The sequence below is a fragment of the Streptomyces sp. NBC_01485 genome (assembly GCF_036227125.1).
Taxonomy (GTDB): Bacteria; Actinomycetota; Actinomycetes; order Streptomycetales; family Streptomycetaceae; genus Streptomyces.
In genome coordinates, this window is record NZ_CP109435.1 from 3246364 (window position 1) to 3272850 (window position 26487).

The following is a 26487-nucleotide window of genomic DNA, read 5'->3' on the forward strand; positions in this document are numbered from 1 at the left end:
CTGGCAGTACTGGTCCGGGGGCCTTCGTCGACGTACAACCGGCCGCTTACGCCTGCGGGAGGCGGTCCAGTTGGGTCTGGATGCGGGTGATGTCCTCGTCCGCCTTGGTGAGACGGGTGCGGATCTTTTCGACGACGTTGTCCGGGGCCTTCGACAGGAACGCCTCGTTGCCGAGCTTGGCGTTGGCCTGGGCCTTCTCCTTCTCGGCGGCGGCCAGGTCCTTGGCCAGGCGCTTGCGTTCCGCGACCACGTCGATCGTGCCGGACAGGTCCAGCGCGACCGTGGCGCCGGAAACGGGCAGGGTCGCCGTCGCGGAGAAGGCGTCGCCCTCCGGCTGGAGGCGCAGGAGCTGGCGGATGGCGGCCTCGTGCGGGGCGAGCGCGGTGCCGTCGAGGTCCAGGCGGGCCGGGACGCGCTGGCCGGGCTGGAGACCCTGGTCGGCGCGGAACCGGCGGACCTCGGTGATGACCGACTGGAGGCTCTCGATCTCCCGCTGGGCGGCCGGGTCCCGGAAGCCCGAGTCGGCCGGCCACTCGGCGATGACGACCGACTCGCCGCCGGTCAGCGTCGTCCAGAGGGTCTCCGTGACGAAGGGGACAACCGGGTGCAGCAGCCTCAAGGTGACGTCGAGGACCTCGCCCAGGACGCGCTTGGAGACCTCGGCCGGATCACCGCCCGCCTGGAACGTCGTCTTGGACAGCTCGACGTACCAGTCGAAGACCTCGTCCCAGGCGAAGTGGAACAGCGCGTCGGAGAGCTTCGCGAACTGGTAGTCCTCGTAGAACGCGTCGACTTCGGCGACGACCGAGTTGAGGCGGGAAAGGATCCAGCGGTCCGTCGCCGACATCTTCGAGGCGTCCGGCAGCGGGCCGTCGACCGTCGCGCCGTTCATCAGCGCGAAGCGCGTCGCGTTCCAGATCTTGTTGGCGAAGTTACGGGAACCCTGGACCCAGTCCTCGCCGATCGGGACGTCGACACCGGGGTTGGCACCACGGGCGAGCGTGAACCGGAGGGCGTCGGAGCCGTACTTGTCCATCCAGTCCAGCGGGTTGACCGCGTTGCCGAAGGACTTCGACATCTTCTTGCCGAACTGGTCGCGAACCATGCCGTGCAGGGCGATGGTGTGGAACGGCGGGGTGCCGTCCATCGCGTACAGACCGAACATCATCATCCGGGCGACCCAGAAGAAGAGAATGTCGTAGCCGGTGACCAGGACGGAGTTCGGGTAGAACTTCGCGAGCGACTCGGTCTGTTCGGGCCAGCCAAGCGTCGAGAAGGGCCACAGACCGGAGGAGAACCAGGTGTCGAGGACGTCGGTGTCCTGACGCCAGCCCTCGCCGGTCGGCGCCTCGTCGTCGGGTCCGACGCAGACGACCTCGCCGTTCGGCCCGTACCAGACCGGGATCCGGTGGCCCCACCACAACTGCCGTGAGATGCACCAGTCGTGGAGGTTGTCGACCCAGTCGAAGTACCGCTTCTCCATCTCCTGCGGATGGATCTTGACGCGACCGTCGCGGACGGCGTCACCGGCCGCCTTCGCCAGCGGGCCGACCTTGACCCACCACTGCATGGACAAGCGCGGCTCGATGGTGGTCTTGCAGCGCGAGCAGTGGCCGACGGAGTGGACGTACGGCCGCTTCTCGGCGACGATCCGGCCCTCGGCGCGCAGGGCGGCGACGATGGCGGAGCGGGCCTCCAGCCGGTCCAGGCCCTGGAAGGGACCGTGGGCGGTGATGACGGCGTGCTCGTCCATGATCGTGAGGGACGGCAGGTTGTGGCGCTGGCCGATCTCGAAGTCGTTCGGGTCGTGCGCCGGGGTCACCTTGACTGCGCCGGTGCCGAACTCCGGGTCGACGTGCGTGTCGGCGACGACCGGAATGGAGCGCTCGGTCAGCGGGAGGCGAATCTCCTTGCCGACCAGGTGCTTGTAGCGCTCGTCGTCGGGGTGGACGGCGACGGCCGTGTCGCCGAGCATCGTCTCCGCGCGCGTGGTGGCGACGACGATGGTGTCGTCCCCCTCGCCGTACTTCATGGAGACGAGCTCACCGTCGTCGTCCTGGTACTCGACCTCGATGTCGGAGATCGCGGTCAGGCAGCGCGGGCACCAGTTGATGATGCGCTCGGCGCGGTAGATCAGCTCGTCGTCGTAGAGCCGCTTGAAGATGGTCTGGACGGCCTGGGAAAGACCCTCGTCCATGGTGAAGCGTTCGCGCGACCACGCGACGCCGTCGCCCAGGCGGCGCATCTGGCCGCTGATCTGGCCGCCCGACTCGCCCTTCCACTGCCAGACGCGCTCGACGAACGCCTCTCGGCCCAGGTCGTGGCGGGACTTGCCCTCCTTGCCCAGTTCACGCTCGACGACGTTCTGCGTGGCGATGCCGGCGTGGTCCATGCCGGGCTGCCACAGCGTCTCGTAACCCTGCATGCGCTTGCGGCGGGTGAGGGCGTCGATGAGGGTGTGCTCGAAGGCGTGCCCGAGGTGCAGGCTGCCCGTGACGTTCGGGGGCGGGATGACGATCGTGTACGGGGGCTTCTCGCTCTTCGCGTCCGCCTCGAAGTAACCGCGCTCCACCCAGCGCTCGTACAGCGGCCCCTCTACGTCGGCCGGCGCGTACTGGGTCGGCAGTTCGATGGGGGGCGCTGATGGCTGCTGCTGAGCGTTCTCGGTCACGGGGCCAGTTTAGGGGTGTCACGGCGCCGTCCCGAAACGTGTTTGCCGTGTAACGGTGGGGCCCCCGCCGCCGTGCAGGTGTTGGCTTTGAGCCAGGATGTGAAAATCCCATAAGCATCTGGAGGGGAACCCAGAAATGAGTCACAACCAGCCGGGCCCGTACGGCGGGCAGCCTCAGCAGCCCGGACCGTACGGCCAGCCCGGCCCGTACGGCCAGCCGCCGCAGGCGCCCCAGCCCGGCTACGGCTACCCCCAGCAGCCTCCCGCCCCGCAGCCCGGCTACGGCTACCCGCAGCAGCCCCCGCAGGGCGTCCCCCCGCAGACCCCGCCCTACGGCCAGCAGCCGCCGTACGGTCAGCAGCCGACCCCTCCGTACGGCCAGGCCCCGTACGGTCAGCAGCCGCCCTACGGCCAGGCCCCCTACGGTGTCCCGCAGCCCCCGGCTCCGAGCGGCGGCGGCAAGAAGGCGGGGATCGTCATCGGCGCGGTGGCGGTCGTGGCGGCGATCGGTGTGGGCGCGTACTTCGTGATCGGCGGGGGCGGCGGCGCGGGCGGTCTGCAGGACGACGGCGCGCACAAGCTGGACACCCCGGCGACCGTGCTCACGGACTACAAGCGGGCCTCCAAGGAGGGTGCGAGCGCCGGCGACGACTCGGCCGCGGACCTGGAGAAGAGCGGCGTCAAGAACGGCACGTCCGTGATCGGCTTCTACACGACGGCGGACCTGGCCGGGTACGACCCCGACGACCCGAGCACCGCCCCCGACGCGGCCGCGCTCGCGACGGCCAAGGGCATCACCTACGCCGGGGCCTACGGCACGATCGCCGACCCTGAGAAGGCGTTGGACGTGTTCTTCGCCAACTTCAAGAAGTCGTCCGCGGAAAGCTCCTCCGGCAGCAGCGGCAGCAGCAGCGCCTCGAAGAGCAAGCTGGTCGGCGAGCCCGAGGCGGTCGAACTCGACGGCGCGGTCATGAAGTGCCAGGCGGCCGAGGGCGTCAACTCGCTCACCAAGCAGGAGAAGACCGACTGGTTCTGCGCGTGGGCCGACTACAGCACCATCGCCATGGTGTCGCCGGGTGACACCACGAAGGGCGTCACCAAGGACGTGGCGATCGACCTCACCACGAAGCTGCGCGACGAGGTCCGCGTCAAGGCGTGACGGGACCTGATGTGACATGACGTGACCCGGCCGAGCGTGCTCGGGCGTTCAACACCGAAGGGGCCCCGGTCAGTTGTGACCGGGGCCCCTTCGGTTTCGCCGAAATACTTGCGCAGTCGCTGAAGCGCTTACGCCGTCTTCTGCTCGCCCGGGCCGCGGCCGCCGCGCGCGTCGCGCGGGATCAGGGTCGGATTGACGTTGGAGAGGACGACGTCCGCGGTGATGACCACGCGGGCCACGTCCTTGCGGGACGGGACCTCGTACATGACCGCCTGGAGGACCTCCTCCATGATGGCGCGCAGGCCGCGGGCGCCGGTCTGTCGCAGGATCGCCTGGTCGGCGATGGCCTCCAGGGCCTCGCGCTCGAAGTCCAGCTCCACGCCGTCGAGTTCGAAGAGCCGCTGGTACTGCTTCACCAGCGCGTTGCGCGGCTCGATCAGGATCTGCAGGAGCGCCTCGCGGTCCAGGTTGTGGACCGAGGTGAGGACCGGCAGACGGCCGATGAACTCCGGGATCATGCCGAACTTGACCAGGTCCTCGGGCATGACGGCCTCGAACTGGTCCTTGGACTCCAGCTCGCGCTTGGAGCGGATCGTCGCGCCGAAGCCGATGCCCTTGGCGCCGGCCCGGGTCTCGATGATCTTCTCCAGGCCCGAGAAGGCGCCGCCCACGATGAACAGGACGTTCGTCGTGTCGATCTGGATGAACTCCTGGTGCGGGTGCTTGCGGCCGCCCTGCGGCGGGACCGAGGCCGTGGTGCCTTCCAGGATCTTCAGCAGGGCCTGCTGGACGCCCTCGCCCGACACGTCGCGGGTGATGGAGGGGTTTTCGCTCTTCCTCGCGACCTTGTCGATCTCATCGATGTAGATGATCCCGGTCTCGGCCTTCTTGACGTCGTAGTCGGCGGCCTGGATCAGCTTCAGCAGGATGTTCTCGACGTCCTCGCCGACGTACCCCGCCTCGGTCAGCGCCGTGGCGTCGGCGATGGCGAACGGGACGTTCAGCATGCGCGCCAGGGTCTGGGCGAGGAGCGTCTTGCCCGAGCCCGTGGGGCCGAGCAGGAGGATGTTGGACTTCGCCAACTCGATGGCGTCCTCGCGGCTTTGGCCGCCGCCGTTCTCACCGGCCTGGACGCGCTTGTAGTGGTTGTACACCGCGACCGACAGGGCCTTCTTGGCGGGCTCCTGGCCCACCACGTAGCCCTCGAGGAACTCGTAGATCTCGCGCGGCTTCGGGAGTTCCTCCCAGCGGACCTCGCTCGTCTCCGCGAGTTCTTCCTCGATGATCTCGTTGCAGAGGTCGATGCACTCGTCGCAGATGTACACACCGGGCCCTGCGATGAGCTTCTTGACCTGCTTCTGGCTCTTGCCGCAGAACGAGCACTTGAGCAGATCGCCGCCGTCACCGATGCGTGCCACGGTGTGCTTCCCCTTCGCCTGGGAGACGCCTGGACGCTTTCGAATCCAGCGGCTCCTGGTGCTGCCTTATTCCGACGGTACCTTGCCTGGGCCCCCGTTCGGGTCCCCCTTGGCACGGTTCACTGTGACGTGGACCGTGTCACACCGTGCCGAGGAGGGCCCGAACGGGACGAACCCGTGGGTCAACGCAGAGAGCCGTTGTTCATCTTCCGGGTGGAGATGATCTGGTCGATCAGGCCGTACGCCAACGCGTCCTCGGCCGTGAGGATCTTGTCGCGCTCGATGTCCTCGCGGATCTTCTCGATCGGCGTGGTGGAGTGCTTGGCCAGCATGTCTTCCAGTTGCGCGCGCATCCGGAGGATCTCGTTGGCGGCGATCTCCAGGTCGGAGACCTGACCGCGGCCGGTCTCGCTGTAGGGCTGGTGGATCAGCACGCGCGCGTTCGGCAGCGCCATGCGCTTGCCCGGCGTACCGGCCGCCAGCAGGATCGCGGCGGCGGAGGCCGCCTGGCCCATGCAGACCGTCTGAATGTCGGGCTTCACGAACTGCATCGTGTCGTAGATCGCCGTCAGCGCGGTGAAGGAGCCGCCGGGGCTGTTGATGTAGACCGAGATGTCGCGGTCGGGGTCCATCGACTCCAGGCACAGCAACTGCGCCATGACGTCGTTGGCGGAGGCGTCGTCGATCTGCACGCCGAGGAAGATCACGCGCTCCTCGAAGAGCTTCGCGTACGGGTCGTACTCGCGCACACCCTGGGAGGTGCGCTCGACGAAGCGCGGGATGACGTAGCGGGATTCGGCGCGGGGGCCGGTGTATTCGGCCTCGGTGCGGGCGAAGAGGCCGCTGCCGGGGAAGTCGTTCACGGTGTCTCCTGGAGAGAGGGCTGGGGCGGTGGGCTGGAGGGGCTGGACGGGGCGCTGACGGCTTCCGAGACCCTGGGTGGCCCCGGGGGGCCTGAGAGTCCTCCGGGGCCCTGAGAGGCCCCGAGGGGCTTCCTGGAACTCCCGGAGGGCCTCAGAGCCCCGGAGCCTTGATCCCTTGAGCCCCATGGGGCTGTCGGGCCGGGCTCCTGGGCTCAGGACTTTCGGATTCCGGACTCCGGACTGCTCCGGGCTTCGGAAGAGGGCTCGCGGGGCGGGGCTCCGGGGAGCTCCCTGTGCGGCCCTGCTGCCGTCAGCGGCCCTCAGGCCGCCCCGGTACCGCCGCCGCCCGGCATGCCGGCCGCGGTCGGGATGACGTCGTCGATGAGGCCGTACTCCTTGGCCTCGAAGGCGTCGAACCAGCGGTCGCGGTCCGAGTCGCGGGTGACCTGCTCGACCGTCTGGCCGGTGTGCTGCGAGGTGAGTTCCGCCATGCGGCGCTTGGTGTGCAGCAGCCGCTCGGCGTGGATCTTGATGTCCGAGGCCGAGCCGGCCAGACCCGCGGAGGGCTGGTGGATCAGGATCTCGGCGTTCGGCAGCGCGAAGCGCTTGCCCGGGGTGCCCGCGCTGAGCAGGAACTGCCCCATCGAGGCCGCGAGGCCCATGGCGATGGTCACCACGTCGTTCTTGATGAACTGCATCGTGTCGTAGATCGCCATACCGGCGGTGATCGAGCCGCCGGGGCTGTTGATGTACAGGAAGATGTCCTTGTCCGGATCGGCGGCAAGGAGCAGCAGCTGTGCGGTGATCTTGTTGGCGATGTCGTCGTCGACCGCCTGGCCGAGGAAGATGATCCGCTCGCCGAGCAGCCGGTTGTAGACCTGGTCGCCGAGGCCACCGATGGAAGGCTCGCCGGCGGCGTAGGGCATCAGATTCGTCACGTATCCACCTGCTCGTCTTACGACGGCGCCGGGCCGTCTCACGTGTACTGCGGGGGGCAACGGGGACTCCCCTGCCCTCGTACTCATGGACCCTAACGCGCGGGTCCCTTCAGGGAATCCCGGAGAGTGGAGTGTTCGCCGGGGGCGTAGTCGCCGGCGACGCAGCGTGTTCCCCGCACCTCTGGGCTTCGGCGCCCTGGCCCCGTGGGCTCGGGCACTCCGCACCCGTGGGTTCGGGCGCTCCGTACCCCTGGGTTCGGGCGCTCCGTACCCCTGGGTTCGGGCACCCACGCGCGTGGGTTGCGGGAGGCCCCGCGTGAAGCACGAGGGGCCCCGGAGCGACTACCGCCCCGGGGCCCCTCGTGTCTACATCGGATCTACGTCAGAAGTACCGCGAAGCCGCTCAGGCCTCGGGCTTCTCCTCGGGCTCGCCGGCGCCCTCGACCGTCTCCGTGGCGGCCTCGACCTCGTCCTCGTCCTCTTCGTCGTCCAGGTCGATGACCTCGCCGTTGGTGTCCTTCACGATGGCGGACTCGACGACCGTGGCCAGCGCCTTGCCGCGGGCGACCTCGCCGACCAGGAGCGGAACCTGGCCGCCTTCGACGACCGCCTGGGCGAACTGGTCGGGCGACATGCCGGAGGAGGCGGCGCGGCGCATGAGGTGCTCGGTGAGCTCCTCCTGGTTGACGTTCAGCTTCTCGCGCTTGACGAGCTCGTCGAGCACGAACTGGGTCTTGATGCCCTTCACCGCGGCCTCACGGGTCTCGGCGTCGAACTCCTCGGCGGTCTTGCCCTGGATCTCCAGGTACTTGTCGAGGTCCAGGCCCATCTGACCGAGCTGGTGGTGCTCCAGGTTGTGCTTGCGGGTGTTGACCTCGTCCTCGAGCAGCTTCTCGGGGACGGGCACCTCGACGAGCTCCAGCAGCTTCTCCAGGACGCGCTCCTGGGCCTGCGTGGCCTGGTCGTACTGCTTCATGTTCTCGAGGCGCTTGCGGCTGTCGGCCCTCAGCTCGTCGAGGGTGTCGAACTCGGAGGCGAGCTGCGCGAACTCGTCGTCCAGCGCGGGCAGTTCACGGGCGGCGACCTGGGTGACCTTGACGGTGACCTCGGCCTCCTTGCCGGCCGCCGAGCCGCCCTTGAGCTCGGAGGTGAAGGTGGTCTCGCCACCGGCCTCCAGGCCCTTCACGGCGTCGTCGATGCCCTCGAGCAGCTCACCGGAGCCGATCGTGTAGGAGACGCCGCTCGCGACGCCGTCCTCGAGGACCTCGCCGTCGACCTTGGCCTCCAGGTCCACGGTCACCACGTCGCCGTCCTCGGCGGCGCGCTCGACCGGGGAGGTCGAGGCGAAGCGCTCACGGAGCTGCTCGACCGACTTGTCGATGTCCTCGTCCGACACCTCGACGGCGTCGACCTCGACCTCGATGGAGGAGAAGTCCTCGGGGAGCTCCAGGGCGGGACGGACGTCGACCTCGGCGGTGAAGTTCAGCGTCTCGCCGTCCTTCAGCTCCGTGATGTCGACCTCGGGCTGGCCGAGGACGTCGATCTCGGCCTCGTTGACCGCCACGGTGTAGAACTTCGGCAGCGCGTCGTTGACGGCCTCCTCCAGCACGGCGCCACGGCCGAAGCGCTGGTCGATGACCCGGGCGGGGATCTTGCCCTTACGGAAGCCCTTCACCGTGACCTGCTGGTTGATCTTCTTGTACGCCGCGTCGAGGCTGTCCTTGAGCTCCTCGAAGGGCACCTCGATGCTGAGCCGAACCCGAGTCGGGTTCAGGGTCTCCACGGCGCTCTTCACGGTTCGGTCTCCTTGGGGGCTGACTTCTTGAGTTTCTGCCGGAGCCAGACTGGCCCGGCGGATTTCGCCGCCCGGAGGACTTCAGTGGATGAGGACGCACGGGCGTGCAGCTTGCATAGTAACGGCAGCGACGACACGCCCCAAAGGCGATCAAGCGAGCTGACCGCACAAGTGGCCGGTCACGGCCGGTGAGGGCCCTTCCATGACCGGTGAGGACCGGTCGACGGCCGATGGTGTCGGCCGGTGGTGCCAATCGATGCCGTTCGGTGTCGTTCGTCGACCGACACGACCGGCGGCCGATCGTGATGGTGTCGGTCAGTGGTCGGGGTGGCGGGATTTGAACCCACGGCCTTCCGCTCCCAAAGCGGACGCGCTACCAAGCTGCGCCACACCCCGTCTGGTGCGACACGTAGGGTACATGCCCGCAGCCCGTCTGACCGCCTCTTTTGCCGAGCGCCGGGGCGGGCCGCGGCGGGGCCGGGAAACGGGGTGTGCGACACAGGGGGCCGACCCGCTACGATGCTGACAGTGCCGCGGTCGGCTGACCTGCGGCGCGTCCTGTGCGGGCGTAGCTCAATGGTAGAGCACTAGTCTTCCAAACTAGCTACGCGGGTTCGATTCCCGTCGCCCGCTCTGTACGACCCGGGCCGGGTCGGAGACCAGTTCTCCGACCCGGCCTTCGTCGTGTTCGGCGCACGCCGTGTCGGCGCGCGCTCCTCACGACCCGGGCCGGGGTCAGAAGTTGATCGAGTTGAGCGTGTCCGCGAGGGAGTTGAGGAAGCGGTTGATCGACGGGGCCATGCCGGTCGACGCGAGGAAGAAGCCGAACAGGATGGCGACTATCGCCGGGCCCGCCTTGATCGACCCTCCTCTGATCAGTACGACCAGGATGATCGCCAACAGCAGCACTACTGACAGTGAAATTGCCACAACTGATCACACACCCTCGATTGGTCCGCACTCCCGAGACCATCGTGCCACCAACCCGGCCTCCCTATGCGGCCCGTGACGCATCATCGCGCGAGTCTCTCGGGCGCGGCCGCACCGCAGGGTAATTCGAGCGTGTATCCGCACCGGGAATTGGGGCAGTTGGTTTCCATGTCCACACAACGTGTGCGCAGGTAATTCGAATTATGGCCGCGGGCACGTCAACTACAGGCACACAATCGGCGTTATGCACCTTTTAGTCGGGATGAATCGTGACATCAAGGGCAGTTGTGAGGTGGGTGAGGTGTTCGCAGCTCAATAGCAAAGGGGGCGGCAAGGGGGGCAACGAGGAATGACCTGGGGTGTTTTACGAATGCGCGCACGGGACGTAGGGTGCCTTGGATGTTCCCCGCCGCCGCGTCTCTCGTTCCGAGTCAGAACGATCAGCAGCACGACCAGTCCTTGGACAGATCCGAGGAGCGGCCGTCCCCGCGGCCCGTCGCGCAGCGTGACGCGTTCTTCGACAACGCCAAGTATCTGGCGATCGTGCTGGTGGCGGTGGGCCACTCGTGGGAACCGCTCAAGGGCGACAGCCGGCTGCTGCAGGCCGCCTATCTGCTCGTGTACTCCTTCCACATGCCGGCGTTCGTCGTCGTCTCCGGTTACTTCTCGCGCAGCTTCGACGCGAGTCCCGGTCGGCTCAAGCGGCTGATCACGGGAGTCGCCGTGCCGTACGTCGTCTTCGAGACCGCCTATCCGCTCTTCCGGCGTGTCGTCGACCACAACCCCGCCCAGGAGATCAGCCTCCTCGACCCCTGGTACCTGACCTGGTTCCTGTGCGCGTTGTTCGTCTGGCGGCTCACCACGCCCGTCTGGAAGCTCGTCCGGCATCCGCTGCCGCTCGCGCTGGGCGTGGCCATGCTCGCGACCGTCACCCCGGCCATCGGGGACGACCTGGACCTCCAGCGGGTCCTGCAGTTCCTGCCGTTCTTCGTCCTGGGGCTGTGCCTCAGGCCCGAGCACTTCCGGCTGGTGCGCCGCCGCTCGGTGCGGATCGCGGCGGTGCCGGTGTTCGCCCTCGCGCTGGCCTTCACCTGGTGGGCGGTGCCGCGGATGAACGTCTCGTGGCTCTACCACCGCGACTCCGCACAGGAGTTGGGCGCGCCCTGGTGGGCCGGACCCGTCATGCAGCTCGCCCTGTTCGGCTGCTCGCTGCTGCTGACGGCCTGCTTCTTCTCCTGGGTGCCGGGCCGCACGATGTGGTTCACGGCACTCGGCGCGGGCACGCTCTACGGCTATCTGCTGCACGGCTTCCTGATCAAGGGCGCCGACTACCGCGGCTGGTTCGACCACCCCGCGCTGCACCGGCCGCTCGGCGAGATCGCCGTCAGCGTCACGGCTGCCGTGGCCGTCACCCTGTTGTGCACCGCGCCCGTGCGGCGGGTCTTCCGGTTCGCGGTGGAGCCGAGGATGGAGTGGGCGTTCAAGCGGGACGCCGCAGCCCTCGCCCGCGAGCGGGAGGAGCACGAGAAGCGGGAGAAGCGGGAGAAGCGGGAGAAGGCCGGCGTCGTCTAGGTCCGGTCACTGCTCCGGTCATCGCTCCGGTCACTGCTCCGGTAAGGCAGGCCGAGCAGTGCGTGCATGTGCGCGTACTTCTCGGTCAGTCGGGTCCGGGTCGGGGCGTCCAGGGCTGCCAGGCGGGCCGGGTTCGCGTTGTGCGCCAGGTCCGCCTGCTTCACCAGCAGTGCGCCCGGCGTGGCCAGGATGCGCCCCGCGTACGCCTCCGGTGTCTCCCCCGGGCGCTTGGTGACCGCCAGGACGACCGTCTTCGTGCGGTCGCTCAGCGCGGCCTCGTCGAGCCAGGTCTCGGACAGGGCGTCGTCCTCGACGGCGTCGTGCAGCCAGGCGGCGGCGATCTGGTCGGCGTCGCCGCCACGCGCGCGTACGCCCTCCGCGACCGCTTGGAGGTGCTCGGCGTAGGGCCTGCCCGCCTTGTCGCTCTGGCCCTCGTGGGCGGCGCGGGCCAGGGCCTCGACCTCGGACAGGGTGAGCATGCGTGTCCCCCTTGCTCAGGTACTTACAGACTCGGGTACTCGGGTGCTCAGGCGAGGCTTGCTCAGGCGAGTGGGTTCATCTGGGACGTCGGGCCCTCGCGGCAGACGAGCAGCAGGGCGCGGTCGTCGTTGACGTCCTTCGCCACCGCCTCGATCAGGTGCCAGGCGGCGCCCTGGAAGCCGCCGGCCACATAGCGGTCGGCCTCGCCGGTGAGGCGGTCGATGCCCTCGACGATGTCCCGGTCGGAGGTCTCGACCAGGCCGTCGGTGAAGAGCATCAGCACGTCACCCGGGCGCAGCGAGCCCTTCACCGGGTCGAACTGGGCGCCGTCGTACACCCCGAGGAGGGGGCCTTCGGCGGCCTTCTCCTCCCAGCGGCCGCTGCCCGCGCTGAGCTGGAGGCCCGGCGGGTGGCCGGCGGAGTAGAGCTCGTAGTCGCCGGAGTCGAGGTCGAGGACCAGGTGGATGGAGGTCGCGAAACCCTCGTCCCAGTCCTGGCGGAGCAGATAGCCGTTGGCGGCCGGGAGGAAGGCGTGCGGGGGCAGGGAGCCGAGCAGGCCGCCGAACGCGCCGGACAGCAGGAGGGCGCGCGAACCGGCGTCCATGCCCTTGCCGGACACGTCCGTGAGGACGACCTCCATGGTGCGGCCGCCGTTCGTGCGGGCCGCGACGACGAAGTCGCCGGAGAACGACTGGCCGCCCGCCGGCCGCAGCGCCATCTCGCGGTGCCAGCCGTGCGGCAGGCTCGGCAGCTTGCTCTGCACGCGGATACGTTCGCGCAGGTCGAAGAGCATGGTGCCGCCGCGCCGCCAAGGCACGCCGACCCGGCTGCGGAACTGGGCGATGAGCAGCCCGAAAAAACCACATGCCGCGACGACCAGGACCACGCCCGGGGTAACCCGTGAGGGACCCTGGGTGTACGGGCCGAGCTGCACGGACTCCACGATGAGGGCCGTGGCGGCCGCCGCGTACAGGCCGAGCAGGCTCGACGGGCGCAGCAGCAGGCCGCCGGCGACGATCGGCAGGACCAGGGCGGCCGGCGAGCACCACACCGAGTTGGCGAGCGTGGTGACGGCGATGAGCGGGACGGTGAGCAGCAGGAAGGCCAGCGCGATCCAGTCCGAGCCGTCGCCCCGGAAGTAGTCCACGGCACTTCTGCGCACGCCGGTGCGGACCCGGTGCATCCAGTGCTTCAACCGGGCCGCCAACGTCTCGGCTTCCGCGCGCCGCTGTCGTCCTTCTGCCATTAGTTCGGGACCCTATCCATCGAACCCGCCGCTTGGCACGGGAGGTCCCACTTGTCCCCCGTCCGAGGCCCAACTTCACAGTGAACTTCACGGAAAGCGCTCGCGCCGCCAGGAGGGCGAAATTGCCTGGCTCGTCCCGCACCGGGCTGCTAGGCATGTGCCCATGACGAGCGAGGCGAGTGAGGCGAGGAGCGGCGGGTCCCGGCCGGCGGACGGCCTGCGGACGCTGCGGCGGGACGAATGGGACGAGTGGTACGACACCCTGATCCGCGCCTTCGGCGGGGTCGGGGAGCCGGCCGAGGAACGGGAGCTGTTCAGGGCGCTCACCCCGTACGAGCGCTCCGTCGGGGTGTGGGACGGCGGCGCGTGCGTGGCGACGTCGGGGGCGTACGACTTCCGGCTGACCGTGCCGGGCGGGGCCTCGGTGCCGGCGGCGGGCGTGACGATGGTCGGCGTGAGCGCGACGCACCGGCGGCGCGGGCTCCTGACGTCGATGATGCGGCGGCAACTGGACGACGTGCGGGCGTGGGGCGAGCCGCTGGCCGTCCTCACCGCCTCCGAGCCCGCGATCTACGGGCGGTTCGGGTACGCGGCGGCGAGCTTCGGGCTGCACGCCGAGATCGACACGAGTCGGGTACGGCTGTCCGTCCCGGCCGGCACGGACGACGTACGGCTGCGGTACGTCGACCCCGGCGCGGAACTCGACGTGTGCGAGGCGGTGTACGCGCGGACCGTGCCCGGGCGGCCCGGGATGCTCGCGCGGCGGCCCGGGTGGGAGCGGCTGGGGCTGCTCGATCCGGAGAGCGGGCGGGGCGGGGCGTCGCCGTTGCAGTGCGTGCTCGCGGAGCGGGACGGGGAGGTCACCGGGTACGCCCGCTTCCGGGTGCGGCCCGAGTGGACGGACAGCGGGCACGACGGGCGGGTGCTGCTCCAGGACCTGGCGGGGCTCGATCCGGTGTCGGAGGCGGCGCTGTGGCGGTTCCTGTTCGGGATCGACCTCACGCACACGCTGAAGGTGCGGGGGCGGCCGGTGGACGAGGCGTGGCAGTATCTCGTGTCCGACATCCGGCGGTGCGAGCTGCGGGTGCGGGACTCGTTGTACGTGCGGCTGGTGGAGGTGGGCGCGGCGCTGGAGGCGCGGACGTATCAGGCGCCGGTGGATGTGGTGTTGGCGGTCGAGGACGTCTTCTGCCCCTGGAACTCCGGGCGTTGGCGGCTGTCCGGGGACGCCAAGGGGGCGGTGTGCGAGCGTACGTCCGACGCCGCCGATCTTTCCCTGTCCGTACGGGAGTTGGGGGCGGCGTATCTGGGTGGGGTGAGCCTCGGGGCGCTCGGGGCGGCGGGGCGGGTGCGGGAGTTGCGGCGGGGGGCGCTGGCTGGGGCGGCCGTGGGGTTCGGGGCGGGGGCGGCGCCTTGGTTGCCGCATGGGTTCTAACGGAACGGGTTGGAATGGTTTCTGAAGGTTCCAACGGGGGGCGGTCTGGCGGCTGTCAGGGTTTCTGGCAGGTCGGGCACCAGAAGAGGTTGCGGGCGGCCAGGTCGGCGGTGCGGATGGTGTCGCCGCAGAGGTGGCAGGGCTGGTGGGTGCGCCGGTAGACGTACACCTCGCCGCCGTGGTCGTCGACGCGGGGCGGGCGGCCCATCGCCTCGGGGGTGTGTTCCGGGCGGACGGTGTCGATGCGGTTGTTGCGGACGCCCTCGCGCATGAGGGCGACCAGGTCGGTCCAGATCGCGTCCCACTCGGTGGGGGTGATGGTCCTGCCGGTGCGGTACGGGTCCATGTGGTGCCGGAAGAGGACTTCGGCGCGGTAGACGTTGCCCACGCCGGCGATGATCTTCTGGTCCAGGAGGAGGGCGGCGATCGTCGTACGGCTGCGGGAGACGCGGGTGTACGCGGCGTTGGGGTCGGCGTCGGCGCGGAGGGGGTCGGGGCCGAGGCGGGCGTGTACGGCCTGCTTCTCCGGGTCCGTGATCAGAGCGCAGGTGGTGGGGCCCCGGAGATCCACGTACCACGTGCTGTCGGCGAGGCGGAGCCGGACGGTGTCCGTGGGAGGCGGGGCCGGGGCCGGGCCGAAGGTGACCTTGCCGAAGAGGCCGAGGTGGATGTGGACCCAGACGTCGCCGGTGAAGCCGAGGAAGAGGTGTTTGCCGTGGGCCTCGGTGTGGGTGAGGGTGGCGTTCCCGAGGAGGGCGGCGGAGTCGGTGAACTTGCCCTGGGGGCTGGTTACTTGTGTGGTGCGGTGGGCGAAGCGGGCGTAGTCCTGCGCCAGTCGGTGAATCGTGTGGCCTTCCGGCACCGGCGTCTCCTCATCGTCACACTCTGCCCACCCGCCCATCCACCCACCCGCCCGACTCGCTTGGACGGGAAGTGACCCCACCCCGGGGCTCCGCCCCGAACCCCGCGGGGGCTCCGCCCCCTGTACCCGACGCCGTCGGCGAATCCACGGGCGGCCGGGGGTACCAGTTCCACGAATGTGACACCCCCGGTAGGAAGTGTCACAGTTCGCGGCCGACAACACCCCCGGTCTCCGGCACGGACTCACCTGGCCCGGATCGCCCAGGCGGAAATTCACCAACAGCATCCCTGCGCCCCGTCAGACCCTCGGGCCTGCGCCCGGCGTCCGGCGTCCGCGCCTCAGCCCTACGCCCCCAACCGACCCTTCGCCCGCGCGCCCCCGTCAGGCGCGCTTCGTGCCTGCGTCCGTGGTGGGGGGGGTTGTGGGGTAGTCGGGCGTCAGGGCTGGGGGTGGTGAGCGGGGATGGCGGGGAGGGTGCCGGTGGTTTCGTAGGTCGCCAGCATGTCGATTCGGCGGATGTGGCGCGCGTCCTCGGAGAACGGGGTGGCCAGGAAGGTTTCGACGAACTTCGTCGCCTCGTCCTGGGTGTGCATGCGGGCGCCCACCGCGACGACGTTGGCGTTGTTGTGCTGGCGGCCGAGGGACGCGGTCTCCTCGCTCCAGGCGAGGGCGGCACGGACGCCCTTCACCTTGTTGGCCGCGATCTGCTCGCCGTTGCCGGAGCCGCCGATCACGATGCCGAGGGAGTCGGCGTCCGCGGCCGTCCGCTCCGCGGCGCGGAGGCAGAAGGGCGGGTAGTCGTCCTGGGCGTCGTAGATGTGGGGGCCGCAGTCGACCGGGTCGTGACCCGCCTCCTTCAGCCATTCGACGAGGTGGTTCTTGAGTTCGAAGCCGGCATGGTCCGAGCCGAGATACACGCGCATGGGACGAGTGTGACACGGGTGTTGCCGGGCAGCAGCGCCGGGTATCGCGGCCGAGAACCGTCAGCGATCCTGTGAAGCTCAGGGAAACCTCAAGTAACGATCTGAAATCAAAGGTTCCCGAATTCATTCACCTCGGATTCACTGGACCGGCCCGTGCGCTCCCCAGCACTGGCCAGCGTTCCCCACGCACGATTCCCATCACGCGGCGCAAAGGAAGACCGTCCCCATGACTTCGCAGCCGACCCTCACCAAGGCCGAAAGCGGCCCTGGAGGTCCCGGACAACCCGGTTCCGGACTTCACGCAGGTCTCAAGAACCGGCATCTTTCGATGATCGCCATCGGCGGTGTCATCGGTGCCGGGCTGTTCGTAGGTTCCAGCTCCGGTATCGCCACCGCCGGACCCGGCATTCTGCTCTCCTACGCCCTCGTCGGCACGCTCGTGGTGCTGGTGATGCGGATGCTGGGGGAGATGTCGGCGGCCAATCCGACCTCCGGTTCGTTCTCCGCGCACGCCGACCGGGCGCTCGGCCGCTGGGCCGGGTTCTCCATCGGCTGGCTGTACTGGTTCTTCTGGGTCGTCGTGCTCGCCGTGGAGGCCACGGCCGGCGCCAAGATCCTCGAAGGGTGGATTCCCGCCGTCCCGCAGTGGGGGTGGGCGCTCATCGTGATGGTGGTGCTGACCGCCACCAACCTCGTCTCCGTCGGCTCCTACGGCGAGTTCGAGTTCTGGTTCGCCGGCATCAAGGTCGTCGCGATCGGCGCGTTCATCGTCGTGGGCGGGCTCGCCGTGTTCGGCGTGCTGCCCGGTGTCGACAGCGCCAAGGCCGGACTCGGCAACCTCACGGACCACGGCGGCTTCCTGCCCAACGGGCCCGGCGCCATCCTCACCGGCGTGCTGCTCGTCGTCTTCTCCTTCATGGGCAGCGAGATCGCGACCCTCGCGGCCGGCGAGTCCGAGGACCCGCAGCGGGCCGTCACCAAGTCCACGAACAGCATCATCTGGCGGATCGGCGTCTTCTACCTCGGGTCGATCTTCGTCGTCGTCACGCTGCTGCCCTGGAACGACCCGGCCATCAAGGAGCAGGGTTCCTACGTCGCCGCCCTCGACTCCCTCGGCATCGCGCACGCCGGTCAGCTCATGAACTTCATCGTGCTGACGTCCGTGCTGTCCTGCCTCAACTCCGGGCTCTACACGGCCTCCCGCATGGCCTTCTCGCTCGGTGAGCGGGGCGACGCGCCGAAGGTCTTCGCCCGGACGACGAACCGTGGCGTTCCCCTCGCGGCGATCATCGCCTCCGTGGTGTTCGGGTTCGTCGCCGTCTTCTTCAACTACCGGTTCCCGGACTCCGTCTTCCTCTTCCTCGTGAACTCCAGCGGGGCCGTGGCCCTGTTCGTCTGGCTCGTGATCTGCCTCTCGCAACTGCGGATGCGGAAGATCATCCAGGCCGAGACGCCGGAGAAGCTGGTCGTGAAGATGTGGCTGTACCCGTACCTGACCTGGGCGACGGCCGCGCTGATCGTCTTCGTGCTCGGTTACATGCTGACCGACACCGAGGGTGAGAGCAGCGGGCGGACGACCGTGCTGCTGTCGCTGGCCGTCGCGGCGGTCGTGGTCGTCATCGCCTTCGTGAAGGAAGGCCGGATCAAGAACATGGCCAAGGCCAAGGCCGACGCCGACACCGACGCCGTCCAAGCCGAGGTCAAGTAGTCAGCTCTCCCTGGCGTGTGAAAGGGGTCCGCTTCGGCGGGCCCCTTTCCCTTTGCCCTTTCCTCCTCCGCCTTCCCCCCATCTCTCACATCACCGTGAAGCCGGCCTTCACCCTCTCGTACGTCTTCAGGGCCGTCGTCTCGGTCCCGGGCTGGTACCAGGTGTTGATCTGGTACGACTTCCCGCTCTCGTTGAAGCCCAGGAGGCGGGCGTGCCAGGGGGTGCCCTGGAGGGTGAAGGTGTACTCCCAGACGACCGCCGGCCGGCCTCGGAACGTCGTCTCCTCCAGACGGATCTTGCGGTAACCCTGGCCCTGGTGGGCGTTGAGTTCGGAGGTCTGCCAGGTGTCCATGAGGTCGCCGCGGGCCAGGGAGGACTTGGCGACGAGTTCCTGGGTGCCGTCGGGGGACGTGTAGTGCACCTCGGCGCCCGTCTTCACGTCCCGCCGCCAGCCCTTGGGCGTCGCCCACGCGAACCCGCCGGCCTCCTGATGCGCACCCGGGGGCAGGCTCGGCGGCCTGAACGTCCCCTCGACCGTGGGCGACGTCGAGGGGGTGGGGGTGGGGGTGGGGGTGGAACCGGGGGTGAGGGTGGGGCTGGTGATGGGGGTGGGGGCCGTGGCCGTGGCGGGGGATGGGTTGGGCGAGGAGCCGTTGGCCTGGTCTACGGCGTCGTGCGAAGCAGGGGGTGACGCCAGCACGATCGCGACGACCGTGCCCACGGCGACGACACCGAGGGCGGCCATCACACCGGTACGACGTCCCGGACGGTCGCTGCTCCTTCGTCGCCGGGCAGTGGACGGGACGGCCGGGCCGGGCAGTTCGCCGCCCGGCGGTATCTCGCTCGGCCGGGTCTCCGAGTGCGGGTACGCCGGCGGGTACGCGTGCGGGGTGGGGGTGCCGTCCGGAGCCGGCCTGCGTTCGGTCAGTGCCTGGGCTCGGGTGAGGGAGACACCGGAGCGGGGGCGAGGGCGGGGGGTCAATGTCGGTGTCGGTGGCGGTGGCGGTGGCGGTGGCGGTGGCGGTGGCGGTGGCGGTGGCGGGTGGGCGATAGGGGCGAGGGCGGTCTCCAGGTCCGTGAGGGAGGCGCGGACCGTGGGTTCCTTCTGGAGGAGGGCGGTGAGGATGTCGTACAACGGGCCTGCGGCGGCGGGGAGTCGGGGTTCCTCGTAGAGGACCGCGTGCAACGTAGCCAGGGTGGTGTCGCGGGAGAAGGGGGAGTGGCCTGCCAGGGCGGCGCAGAGTGTCGCGCCCAGGGACCACACGTCGGACGGTGGGCCCTGCGGGTGGCCCGAGATGCGCTCGGGGGCCATGTAGTCGGGGGAACCGACCAGCATGCCGACCATCGTCAACGCCTTCGCGTCCTGGATCGCGGCTATGCCGAAGTCGGTGAGGACGACGCGCCGTTCGGCCCTCTCCCCGCCCCGCCCGCCGGCCCCCTCCCTACGTCCCTCCTCACTCCCCGCGTTCTCCACCAGCACGTTGCCCGGTTTGATGTCGCGGTGCAGGACCCCCCTCGCGTGGACCTGGCGCAGTGCCGTGACCAGGCCCAGGCCGATGCGGGCGGTCTCGTGCGGGCCCAGTGGTCCTTCCTCGGCCATGATCTGTTCGAGGGAGCGGCCGACGACCAACTCCATGACGATCCAGAGGCGTTCGCCCTCGTCCACGACGTCGTAGACGCGCACCACGTTGGGATGGTCGATGCGGGCGGTGGCCCTGGCCTCGCGCAGGGTGCGTTCGCGACGGGTGCGGGTGTCCTCCGGGTCGAGGCCGTCGATGCGCATCTCCTTCACCGCGACCTGCCGGTCGAGCACCTCGTCGGTGGCTCGCCACACCCGTCCCATTCCCCCCTGGCCGATACTCTCGACCAGCCGATAGCGCCCCGTCACCAGTAACCCCGGAAAACCGCCACTCCCGGGATTCCCCGCGCTCCCCATATTCCCCGAGTTCCCGGGATTCCCCGCGTCCCCTGTGTTTCCCGAATTTCCCGGCAATCCGCTGCACCCCCTCGACCGTTCTCCATTACCCGACCCCTGAAACACAATAGTCACACTTACTGCCGTACCAGCATAGTGTGGAGAAATCTTGTGGTACCTCTTCAAGTACTGCGAATTCAGGCGCAGCCAAGGGGGACGAACATGAGTTCTCGTCGTGCGACGACCATCGCCGGATCGCTGGTCATGGCATCTTTCTCGGCAGTGTTGATCCTTTCCTTCCCTGCCGGGGCGGATGACCAGGGACCCGGCAGCAGCAAGGGGGGAAAGCCCGTCGACGAGGCGCCTGCGGGCGTGAAGACGACGACCCTGCTGCCGGAGCGGATCTCGGTCGACAACAGTTCCAGGAAAACGGCGATCACCGCCACGGTGAAGAACGAGGGGACCAAGGACAGCGGGCAGATAAGGCTTTTGGTCGTCGGGTTCGACGGACTCACGGTCAAAAGCGTTCAGGGATGTTCCGCGATTGCGGAGAAAGATCTTCCGGAAGGATCCAACAGCGGTTTCTCCTGCCCCATCGACAATCTCGCGGCCGGGGCGTCGAAGTCGTACGCCGTCGACGCGACCTTCGATCTGAGCAAGACCGGGAAAATCTGTCTGCCCGTCCAGACCAGTGACGGGAAGAAGACGTTCTGGCAGCAGGGCCCGGTGCCGTTCGGTACGACGAACCCGTCGCCGAACGCGCCCGCCACCCCCCTGCTGCTCGGCACCGACAACACTCCCGCGGCCCCCGGCGGCGACGAACTGCCCAAGACCGGCGTCGGACGGGACCTGCTGCCGCTCGGCGCGGCCGGGGCGACGCTGCTCGCGGCGGGCACGGCCGGGCTGTGGTGGTCGCGGCGGCGGCCGGGATCCGGAGAGCTGATCCCGCACGGAAAGTGAGAGACGCGGAAACTCGGAAGAGGCTCGTCGGGGCACTTCGCAGTGCGGGACCCGGCGAGCCTCTTCGGCAGCGGCTGAAGGCGGTTGCGCGGCTAAAGGCGGTTGAAGGAGCGTTACCGCTGGACGAGCTTCCACGTCGTCGGCAGCAGCCCCATCGCCAGGATCGCCTTGACGGCATCGCCGATCAGGAACGGGGTGAGGCCGGCCGCGAGCGCCGCGGAGGCGGACATTCCGGCGGCGTAGGCCAGGTACGGGACGCCGACGGCGTAGATGATCGCCTCGCCGATCAGCATCGCGCCGGCCGTGCGCAGCATGGAGCGGTCGGCGCCCCGGCGGGCCAGGGCGCCCACGGCGGCGGACGCGAGGATCATGCCGAGGATGTAGCCGAAGGAGACGGAGATGCCGGAGGCGCCGCCCGCGAACCACGGCACGCCGGCGAGACCGGCCAGCGCGTAGACGGCGAGCGCGGAGACTCCGCGGCGGGCGCCGAGGGACGTGCCGACGAGCAGTGCGGCGAAGGTCTGGCCGGTGACCGGGACCGGGCTGCCGGGTACCGGGACCGCGATCTGGGCGGCGAGGCCGGTGAGCGCGGCGCCGCCGAGGACGAGTGCGACGTCCCGGACCCGGGAGGCGGGGAGCAGGTCGGCGAGGACCTGCCCGGGGCGGGCGGGGTTGGCGACGGCGGTGCTGCTCATGGGGACTCCGCAAGGTCGGGACGGGTGCCGGGACGGATCGGGACACGGCGACGCTATCCCAGGGGCATGCGGCCGATCACCGTCGGTGTTCGACAAACGGGCGTTCGGGGGTTTGGTGGGCTCCGGACAAAGCGTGGGGTCTACACGCGGTACGAGGTGATGCCGGTCACTGAGGTGGCGTGGTTTCGGATACGGGAGCGTCCTGAGCGGTCTCTGTAGGGTTTCGCCAATCGCGCAGCCGCCCCGTCTCGCCCGTCGGTCGCCGTCTGGGCAGGGCTGGTCCGCTTTGCTAGCTTCGAGCCATGGTTGCCCAGGCCCAGGCCCTGAACTTCTCGTCGCGTCGCCATGTCGACCTGCGACGCGTGGGCGCGTCCGCCTGTCGCCCTCCGGTGTGAGGCGGGCGGAGCCGATCATCCGGCGCGCCGCGCTCCACAGACGGCGCAGTGTCGGACCGGCTCCTGACTTCCGAGGAAGTTCCCCATGCCCCGTACCGCGGCTCCCCCCTCCCCTCTGGCCTCCTCTGCTTCTCGTGTCTCGCCCGTCGCCCGGGTCGCCGACAGTGATCGGCGGCGGACCAGTGCCCGTGTGATCCTGCGGTCCGTGCTGGAGCACGGGCCCGTCGCGCGTTCCACCATCGCCCGGCTGACCGGGCTGTCGCCCGCGTCCGTCACCGAGCACTGCGCCCGGCTGGCCGGGCTCGGGCTGATCCGGGAGGCGGCCGTGCCCCGGCGCAGCAACGGGGTGGGGCGTCCGCACGTTCCCGTGGATCTGGACGACTCGCGGTTCCTGGTGGGCGGGGTGCATGTGGCGGTGCCGTACACGACCGTCTCGCTGCTGGATCTGCGGGGACGGGTGGTGGCGCGGCGGGAGTTGAGGCACCGGAGCCTCGACCCGGACGAGGTGCTGGCGCGGGCCGCCGACGGGCTCGGTGCGCTGCTGGACGAGGCTCCCGGCTGCCGGGCCCTCGGGGTGGGGGTCGCCGTGGGCGGCTGGGTGGACCGGGATTCGGGGACCGTCGTCGAGCATCCGCTGCTGGGCTGGCGGGACGTGCCGGTGCGGGAGGCGGTCGGCGCGCGCGTCGGGCTGCCGGTCCATGTGGACGGGCACGCACGGGCGTTGGTCAACGCGGAGCGGTTGTTCGGGCGGGCGCGCGGCAGCCGCAGTGTGCTGCACCTGTTCGTGGGGAACGTGGTCGACGCGGCGTTCGCCACCCACGACGAGGTGCACCACGGGCCGCGTTCACAGGCGGGGACGATCGCGCATCTGCCGTTGGCCGGCAGCACGGAGCCCTGCGACTGCGGACGGGTCGGCTGCCTCCAAGTCGAGCTGAGCGAGCGGACGTTGTGCCGGCGGGCCCGGGAGGCCGGGGTGATCGACGGGGTGGTTGACGGCGTGGTCGACCGGGTGAACCCGATGCACGTCCTCGCCGCGGCGGATGCCGGAAACCCTGTCGCCGTACGGCTGTTGCGGGAGCGGGCGCGGATGGTGGGGCGGGCGGCCGGGCTGCTGCTGGACGTGCTCAATCCGGAGCGGGTCGTCGTCACCGAGCTGGGCGTGCTGTTCCGGGAGGACTGCCTGGCCGCGCTGCGGGAGGAGGTCGGGGCGGGGCGGTCCGCCGCGGTCTCGCCGAGCAGCTTCCCCGACTCCGTGCTCGCCGTGGCGGGCGGGGCGGTGGCGCTGGACGTGCTCTACCGGGATCCGCTGGCCGCGTCCGCCGGCCTCGTCCCCGGGCGCCTCACCGGAACCTCTCACCTGAGCGTCTCGCCTGAGGCGAGTTAATTCAGAAACTCCGAATGTTGACAGACCTTGCACGCGGACGGGAACATTCATCTCATGAGCTGTCGCACCTTCTGTTGCTGACGCCCCGGCGCGCCGGGAGCGCGCCCCTTCTTCTGCCTTCGTCGCGTGAATTCTCTGTGAATTACCCGCGCGAAGCCTTTTTCTCGGGCTGGTTTACGTCTGGCTTCTGCCTGCCTTCTGCCTGCCTTCTGCCTGCCTTTTCGCCGCCGTTTTCCCTGGGGGTTCTCCCATGCCTGTTTCCCGTGTGCCCGGTGTCGACCGGCGCCTCTTCCTCGCCTCTCTGCTCGGCGCCGCCGCCGGTGTCGCGGGGCTCAGCGGCTGCGCCGAGAGCAGTGCCGCCACCGGTGGCGAGGGCGCCTCGGCCGCGCCGCTCGCCGACAAGGTGCCCGCCGGCACCAGCCTGAAGATCGCCTCCTACCAGAATGTCCAGCAGTTGCAGTTCGAGCTGGCGAAACTTCCCGAGCTGCCGTTCACGGTGTCGAGTTGGGTGAACATCGGGGCGGGTCCCGACGTCATCAACGCCTTCCGCTCGAAGTCCCTCGACCTCGCCAACAACGCGGGTATTCCGCCGATCCAGGCGTATTACCAGCGTTTCGACGCGAAGATCGTCGCCATCAACGTCACGCGCAAGCCGAACTATCTCTTCGCCACCAAGCCCGGCAGCGATATCCGGAGCGTCGAGGACTTCCGGGGCGCGAAGCTGGCGTTCTCGCAGGGGCAGGCGCAGGGCGTCGTCCTGTTGCGGGCACTGAAGCAGGCGGGACTGGAGTACGACGACGTGACGCTGGTGCCGCTGACCAGCAACCAGTTCCTCACCGCCCTGCAGTCGGGCCAGGTGGACGTCGCCCCGCTCGCCAACCAGCAGGCCCCGGCCTATCTCAAGCAGTACGAGTCCAAGGGCGCCCGCGCCATCACCACCGACGTCGTCGACCTGCTCAACCTGCTGTGGGCGCCGGTGTCCGTACTGAACGACAAGGCGAAGGCGGCTGCGGTCGCCGCGTACATCCCGCAGTGGGCGCAGGGCCAGGTCTGGCAGTACGAGAACCCGGACGTCTGGAACGAGGAGTTCTACGTCAAGACGCAGAACCTGACCCTCGACCAGGCCAGGTCGATCACCGCTCTCGCCAACAAGCCGCTGTTCCCGCCGAGTTGGGACGAGGCGATCAAGTGGGAGCAGGAGACCGCCGACCTGCTCGCGGAGGGCGGCTTCGTGAAGAAGTTCGACGTCTCCTCCCTCTTCGACCACCGCTTCGAGGGCATCGCCGCGAAGTCCGTCGCCGCCGAGTACCGGAAGTGACGGCCATGACCACGAGTGCGAGCGTGACCGTGAGTGCGGCCGGCCCTGTCGCCGTCGACGACGACGTGCCCCTCGTCCGGCGTCGCCGTCGGCGCCGTGGACTCGCCCCCGGCAGGCGGCTGCCCGCCGCCCGGCTCGCCGGGCCGCTGCTCCTCGTCGCCGTGTGGGCGGTCGCCTCGGCCGCCGGACGGCTGGACACCGGGGCGGTCCCCGCGCCCTGGACGGTGCTGGAGACCGGCGTCCGCCTGTGGACCGAGGGGACGCTGTCCACCGACGTCCTCACCTCGCTGGAGCGCGCCGCGTCCGGCTTCGCGATCGGGCTGGTCGCCGGGGTGGCGCTCGCGCTGGCGTCGGGGCTGACCCGGACCGGGGAGGCGTTGATCGACGGGACCGTGCAGCTCAACCGGGCGATCCCGACCCTCGGTCTGATCCCGCTGTTCATCCTGTGGCTGGGCATCGGCGAGACCTTCAAGGTCGCGATCATCGCCATCGTCGTCTACATCCCGATCTACCTCAACACGCATGCCGCGCTGTCCGGCATCGACCACCGGTTCGTCGAACTCGCCGAGGTGCAGGGGCTGTCCCGGCTCCAGTTCGTCCGGCAGATCGTGATCCCGGGTGCCCTGCCCGGGTTCTTCGTGGGACTCCGGCTCGGGGTGACCGGCTCCTGGCTGGGCCTGGTGGTCCTGGAGCAGATCAACGCCACCAGCGGCCTCGGCTACCTGATGTTCCAGGCCCAGAACTACGGCCAGTCGGACGTCATCCTCGTCGGCCTCCTCATCTACGGCGTCTTCGGCCTCGTCTCCGACAGCGCGGTCCGTCTCATCGAACGGAGGGTGCTGTCATGGCGCCGCACACTGAGCAACTGACCCGACCGGCCGCCGCCGTCCAACTGCGCGGCCTGACACGGTCGTTCGAGGGACGTACGGTCCTCGACGGCATCGACCTCGACATTCCCGACGGGCAGTTCGTGGCGCTTCTCGGGCACAGCGGGTCGGGCAAGAGCACCCTGCTGCGGGCGGTCGCCCATCTCGATCACGAGGTCGTCGGCAGTGGTCAACTCACGGCGTCCGAACGGGTGTCGGTCGTGTTCCAGGACTCCCGGCTGTTGCCCTGGCGGCGGGTGCTGGACAACGTCCTGCTCGGGCTGGACGGCAAGGAGGCCGAGCAGAAGGGGCGGGCGGCTCTCGCCGAGGTGGGGTTGGAGGGGCGTGAGCGGGCCTGGCCCAACGAGTTGTCCGGCGGTGAGGCGCAGCGGGCCGCGCTTGCCCGGTCGCTGGTCCGTGAGCCCGAACTTCTGCTCGCCGACGAGCCGTTCGGGGCGTTGGACGCGCTCACCCGGATCAAGATGCATGTGCTGCTGCGGGAGTTGTGGGAGCGGCATCGGCCGTCGGTGCTGCTGGTCACGCATGACGTGGACGAGGCGATCGGGCTTGCCGATCGGGTTCTCGTGCTCGAACGCGGTCGGATCGGCCTCGATCTGACCGTCGACCGGGGGCGCGCGCACGGCGAGTACCGGGCGCGGTTGCTCGCGGCGCTGGGTGTGGACGGTGACCCTCGGCTGTCGTGACCGTCCCTGGGGGCTGCGCCCCCAGACCCCGCTGTCGGCTCTGAAGGGGCCTCGTCCTCAAACTCCCCCAGAGGGGGACCCCCAACAGGCTGAATTTCCGAACCGGCGCTCGAAAGTAACCGACCGGTTGAAGGCAGACACCCCACCGGCTCTTGAAAGAACCCGAAAGAAACCGGCCGGGCTGAAAGTCAGACACCCGACCGGGCCCAAACAGGCACCCCACCAGCCCCCCAAGTCACCCTCCAAGGAC

The 26487-nt window shown here is 69.4% G+C and carries 21 protein-coding genes and 2 tRNA genes; 10 read left to right on the top strand and 13 right to left on the bottom strand.

Annotated elements, in window-relative coordinates; genetic code table 11:
- Positions 1–46: 46 nt before the first annotated feature.
- Positions 47–2671 (bottom strand): valine--tRNA ligase, encoded by a 2625-nt coding sequence (locus tag OG352_RS14890; RefSeq protein ID WP_329217352.1) that lies wholly within the window; start codon positions 2669–2671, stop codon positions 47–49.
- 136 nt (positions 2672–2807) lie between these two features.
- Here OG352_RS14890 and OG352_RS14895 point away from each other — a divergent pair, with 136 nt between their 5' ends.
- Positions 2808–3830: a hypothetical protein gene (locus OG352_RS14895; protein WP_329217354.1), complete on the top strand. Its 1023-nt coding sequence runs from the start codon at positions 2808–2810 to the stop codon at positions 3828–3830.
- Between the two features lie 128 nt (positions 3831–3958).
- Here the strand turns inward: OG352_RS14895 and clpX are convergent, their stop codons facing one another.
- The 5 genes from clpX to OG352_RS14920 form a co-directional block, all read right to left on the bottom strand.
- Positions 3959–5248: an ATP-dependent Clp protease ATP-binding subunit ClpX gene (clpX, locus tag OG352_RS14900; protein WP_329217356.1), complete on the bottom strand. Its 1290-nt coding sequence runs from the start codon at positions 5246–5248 to the stop codon at positions 3959–3961.
- A gap of 182 nt (positions 5249–5430) precedes the next feature.
- Entirely contained in the window at positions 5431–6111 is a 681-nt protein-coding gene (locus OG352_RS14905) for an ATP-dependent Clp protease proteolytic subunit (RefSeq protein ID WP_329217358.1), read from the bottom strand.
- Between the two features lie 320 nt (positions 6112–6431).
- A complete protein-coding gene (locus OG352_RS14910; protein ID WP_266409263.1) occupies positions 6432–7037 on the bottom strand; it encodes an ATP-dependent Clp protease proteolytic subunit in 606 nt (201 codons plus the stop codon).
- Positions 7038–7452: 415 nt separating this feature from the next.
- Entirely contained in the window at positions 7453–8844 is a 1392-nt protein-coding gene (gene tig, locus OG352_RS14915) for a trigger factor (protein ID WP_329217360.1), read from the bottom strand.
- A gap of 319 nt (positions 8845–9163) precedes the next feature.
- Positions 9164–9240, bottom strand: a tRNA-Pro gene (locus tag OG352_RS14920).
- Positions 9241–9406: 166 nt separating this feature from the next.
- Between OG352_RS14920 and OG352_RS14925 the strand changes: the two genes are divergently transcribed.
- Positions 9407–9477 (top strand) — tRNA-Gly (locus tag OG352_RS14925).
- A gap of 102 nt (positions 9478–9579) precedes the next feature.
- On the opposite strand, the gene OG352_RS14930 is transcribed toward OG352_RS14925, so the two are convergent.
- Entirely contained in the window at positions 9580–9774 is a 195-nt protein-coding gene (locus OG352_RS14930; protein ID WP_329217362.1) for a hypothetical protein, read from the bottom strand.
- 399 nt (positions 9775–10173) lie between these two features.
- Between OG352_RS14930 and OG352_RS14935 the strand changes: the two genes are divergently transcribed.
- Positions 10174–11346, top strand: a complete 1173-nt coding sequence (locus tag OG352_RS14935; RefSeq protein ID WP_329217363.1) for an acyltransferase family protein — start codon at positions 10174–10176, stop codon at positions 11344–11346.
- Here the strand turns inward: OG352_RS14935 and OG352_RS14940 are convergent.
- On the bottom strand, positions 11343–11825 hold the full coding sequence (locus OG352_RS14940; protein WP_329217365.1) for an HD domain-containing protein: 483 nt from the start codon (positions 11823–11825) through the stop codon (positions 11343–11345). The two genes, OG352_RS14935 and OG352_RS14940, sit on opposite strands and share 4 nt — an antisense overlap.
- A 62-nt stretch (positions 11826–11887) precedes the next feature.
- Complete coding sequence (locus tag OG352_RS14945; protein WP_329217367.1) at positions 11888–13072, bottom strand: PP2C family protein-serine/threonine phosphatase; 1185 nt, start codon at positions 13070–13072, stop codon at positions 11888–11890.
- Between the two features lie 163 nt (positions 13073–13235).
- Here OG352_RS14945 and OG352_RS14950 point away from each other — a divergent pair, with 163 nt between their 5' ends.
- On the top strand, positions 13236–14507 hold the full coding sequence (locus OG352_RS14950; protein WP_329217369.1) for a GNAT family N-acetyltransferase: 1272 nt from the start codon (positions 13236–13238) through the stop codon (positions 14505–14507).
- Between the two features lie 55 nt (positions 14508–14562).
- Here the strand turns inward: OG352_RS14950 and OG352_RS14955 are convergent, their stop codons facing one another.
- The gene (locus tag OG352_RS14955; RefSeq protein ID WP_329217371.1) at positions 14563–15369 is read right to left on the bottom strand and encodes an Fpg/Nei family DNA glycosylase; all 807 of its coding nucleotides are present in this window, start codon (positions 15367–15369) and stop codon (positions 14563–14565) included.
- 437 nt (positions 15370–15806) lie between these two features.
- Positions 15807–16292, bottom strand: coding sequence for a ribose-5-phosphate isomerase (locus OG352_RS14960; protein ID WP_329217373.1), 486 nt, complete (start codon positions 16290–16292; stop codon positions 15807–15809).
- A gap of 226 nt (positions 16293–16518) precedes the next feature.
- Here OG352_RS14960 and OG352_RS14965 point away from each other — a divergent pair, with 226 nt between their 5' ends.
- Positions 16519–18000 (top strand): amino acid permease, encoded by a 1482-nt coding sequence (locus tag OG352_RS14965; RefSeq protein WP_329217375.1) that lies wholly within the window; start codon positions 16519–16521, stop codon positions 17998–18000.
- Between the two features lie 85 nt (positions 18001–18085).
- Here OG352_RS14965 and OG352_RS14970 read toward each other — a convergent pair whose 3' ends face one another.
- Complete coding sequence (locus OG352_RS14970) at positions 18086–19843, bottom strand: protein kinase domain-containing protein (RefSeq protein ID WP_443072276.1); 1758 nt, start codon at positions 19841–19843, stop codon at positions 18086–18088.
- Between the two features lie 294 nt (positions 19844–20137).
- On the opposite strand from OG352_RS14970, the gene OG352_RS14975 reads away from it, so the two are divergent.
- Positions 20138–20875: an LPXTG cell wall anchor domain-containing protein gene (locus tag OG352_RS14975; protein WP_329223832.1), complete on the top strand. Its 738-nt coding sequence runs from the start codon at positions 20138–20140 to the stop codon at positions 20873–20875.
- Positions 20876–20988: 113 nt separating this feature from the next.
- On the opposite strand, the gene OG352_RS14980 is transcribed toward OG352_RS14975, so the two are convergent.
- Positions 20989–21570 (bottom strand): biotin transporter BioY, encoded by a 582-nt coding sequence (locus OG352_RS14980; RefSeq protein ID WP_329217379.1) that lies wholly within the window; start codon positions 21568–21570, stop codon positions 20989–20991.
- Between the two features lie 480 nt (positions 21571–22050).
- On the opposite strand from OG352_RS14980, the gene OG352_RS14985 reads away from it, so the two are divergent.
- From OG352_RS14985 to OG352_RS15000, 4 genes are all read left to right on the top strand, one after another.
- Positions 22051–23349: an ROK family protein gene (locus OG352_RS14985; RefSeq protein WP_329217381.1), complete on the top strand. Its 1299-nt coding sequence runs from the start codon at positions 22051–22053 to the stop codon at positions 23347–23349.
- Positions 23350–23599: 250 nt separating this feature from the next.
- Positions 23600–24667 (top strand): ABC transporter substrate-binding protein, encoded by a 1068-nt coding sequence (locus tag OG352_RS14990; protein WP_329217383.1) that lies wholly within the window; start codon positions 23600–23602, stop codon positions 24665–24667.
- A 5-nt stretch (positions 24668–24672) separates the two neighbouring features.
- Positions 24673–25536 carry an ABC transporter permease gene (locus OG352_RS14995; RefSeq protein ID WP_329217385.1) on the top strand — a complete coding sequence of 288 codons (864 nt, stop codon included), beginning with the start codon at positions 24673–24675 and terminating at the stop codon, positions 25534–25536.
- Positions 25512–26237: an ABC transporter ATP-binding protein gene (locus OG352_RS15000; protein ID WP_329217387.1), complete on the top strand. Its 726-nt coding sequence runs from the start codon at positions 25512–25514 to the stop codon at positions 26235–26237. The genes OG352_RS14995 and OG352_RS15000 overlap by 25 nt, the downstream gene beginning before the upstream one ends.
- The last annotated feature ends 250 nt before the right edge of the window (positions 26238–26487 follow it).

Bases quoted from the DNA above. Each gene is read 5' to 3' on its own strand.
- OG352_RS14895 (WP_329217354.1), top strand. From the start codon at position 2,808: ATGAGTCACAACCAGCCGGGCCCGTACGGCGGGCAGCCTCAGCAGCCC.
- OG352_RS14910 (WP_266409263.1), bottom strand. From the start codon at position 7,037: ATGCCCTACGCCGCCGGCGAGCCTTCCATCGGTGGCCTCGGCGACCAG.
- OG352_RS14935 (WP_329217363.1), top strand. From the start codon at position 10,174: ATGTTCCCCGCCGCCGCGTCTCTCGTTCCGAGTCAGAACGATCAGCAG.
- OG352_RS14940 (WP_329217365.1), bottom strand. From the start codon at position 11,825: ATGCTCACCCTGTCCGAGGTCGAGGCCCTGGCCCGCGCCGCCCACGAG.
- OG352_RS14945 (WP_329217367.1), bottom strand. From the start codon at position 13,072: ATGGCAGAAGGACGACAGCGGCGCGCGGAAGCCGAGACGTTGGCGGCC.
- OG352_RS14950 (WP_329217369.1), top strand. From the start codon at position 13,236: ATGACGAGCGAGGCGAGTGAGGCGAGGAGCGGCGGGTCCCGGCCGGCG.
- OG352_RS14960 (WP_329217373.1), bottom strand. From the start codon at position 16,292: ATGCGCGTGTATCTCGGCTCGGACCATGCCGGCTTCGAACTCAAGAAC.
- OG352_RS14965 (WP_329217375.1), top strand. From the start codon at position 16,519: ATGACTTCGCAGCCGACCCTCACCAAGGCCGAAAGCGGCCCTGGAGGT.
- OG352_RS14970 (WP_443072276.1), bottom strand. From the start codon at position 19,843: ATGGGACGGGTGTGGCGAGCCACCGACGAGGTGCTCGACCGGCAGGTC.
- OG352_RS14975 (WP_329223832.1), top strand. From the start codon at position 20,138: ATGAGTTCTCGTCGTGCGACGACCATCGCCGGATCGCTGGTCATGGCA.
- OG352_RS14980 (WP_329217379.1), bottom strand. From the start codon at position 21,570: ATGAGCAGCACCGCCGTCGCCAACCCCGCCCGCCCCGGGCAGGTCCTC.
- OG352_RS14985 (WP_329217381.1), top strand. From the start codon at position 22,051: ATGCCCCGTACCGCGGCTCCCCCCTCCCCTCTGGCCTCCTCTGCTTCT.
- OG352_RS14990 (WP_329217383.1), top strand. From the start codon at position 23,600: ATGCCTGTTTCCCGTGTGCCCGGTGTCGACCGGCGCCTCTTCCTCGCC.
- OG352_RS14995 (WP_329217385.1), top strand. From the start codon at position 24,673: ATGACCACGAGTGCGAGCGTGACCGTGAGTGCGGCCGGCCCTGTCGCC.
- OG352_RS15000 (WP_329217387.1), top strand. From the start codon at position 25,512: ATGGCGCCGCACACTGAGCAACTGACCCGACCGGCCGCCGCCGTCCAA.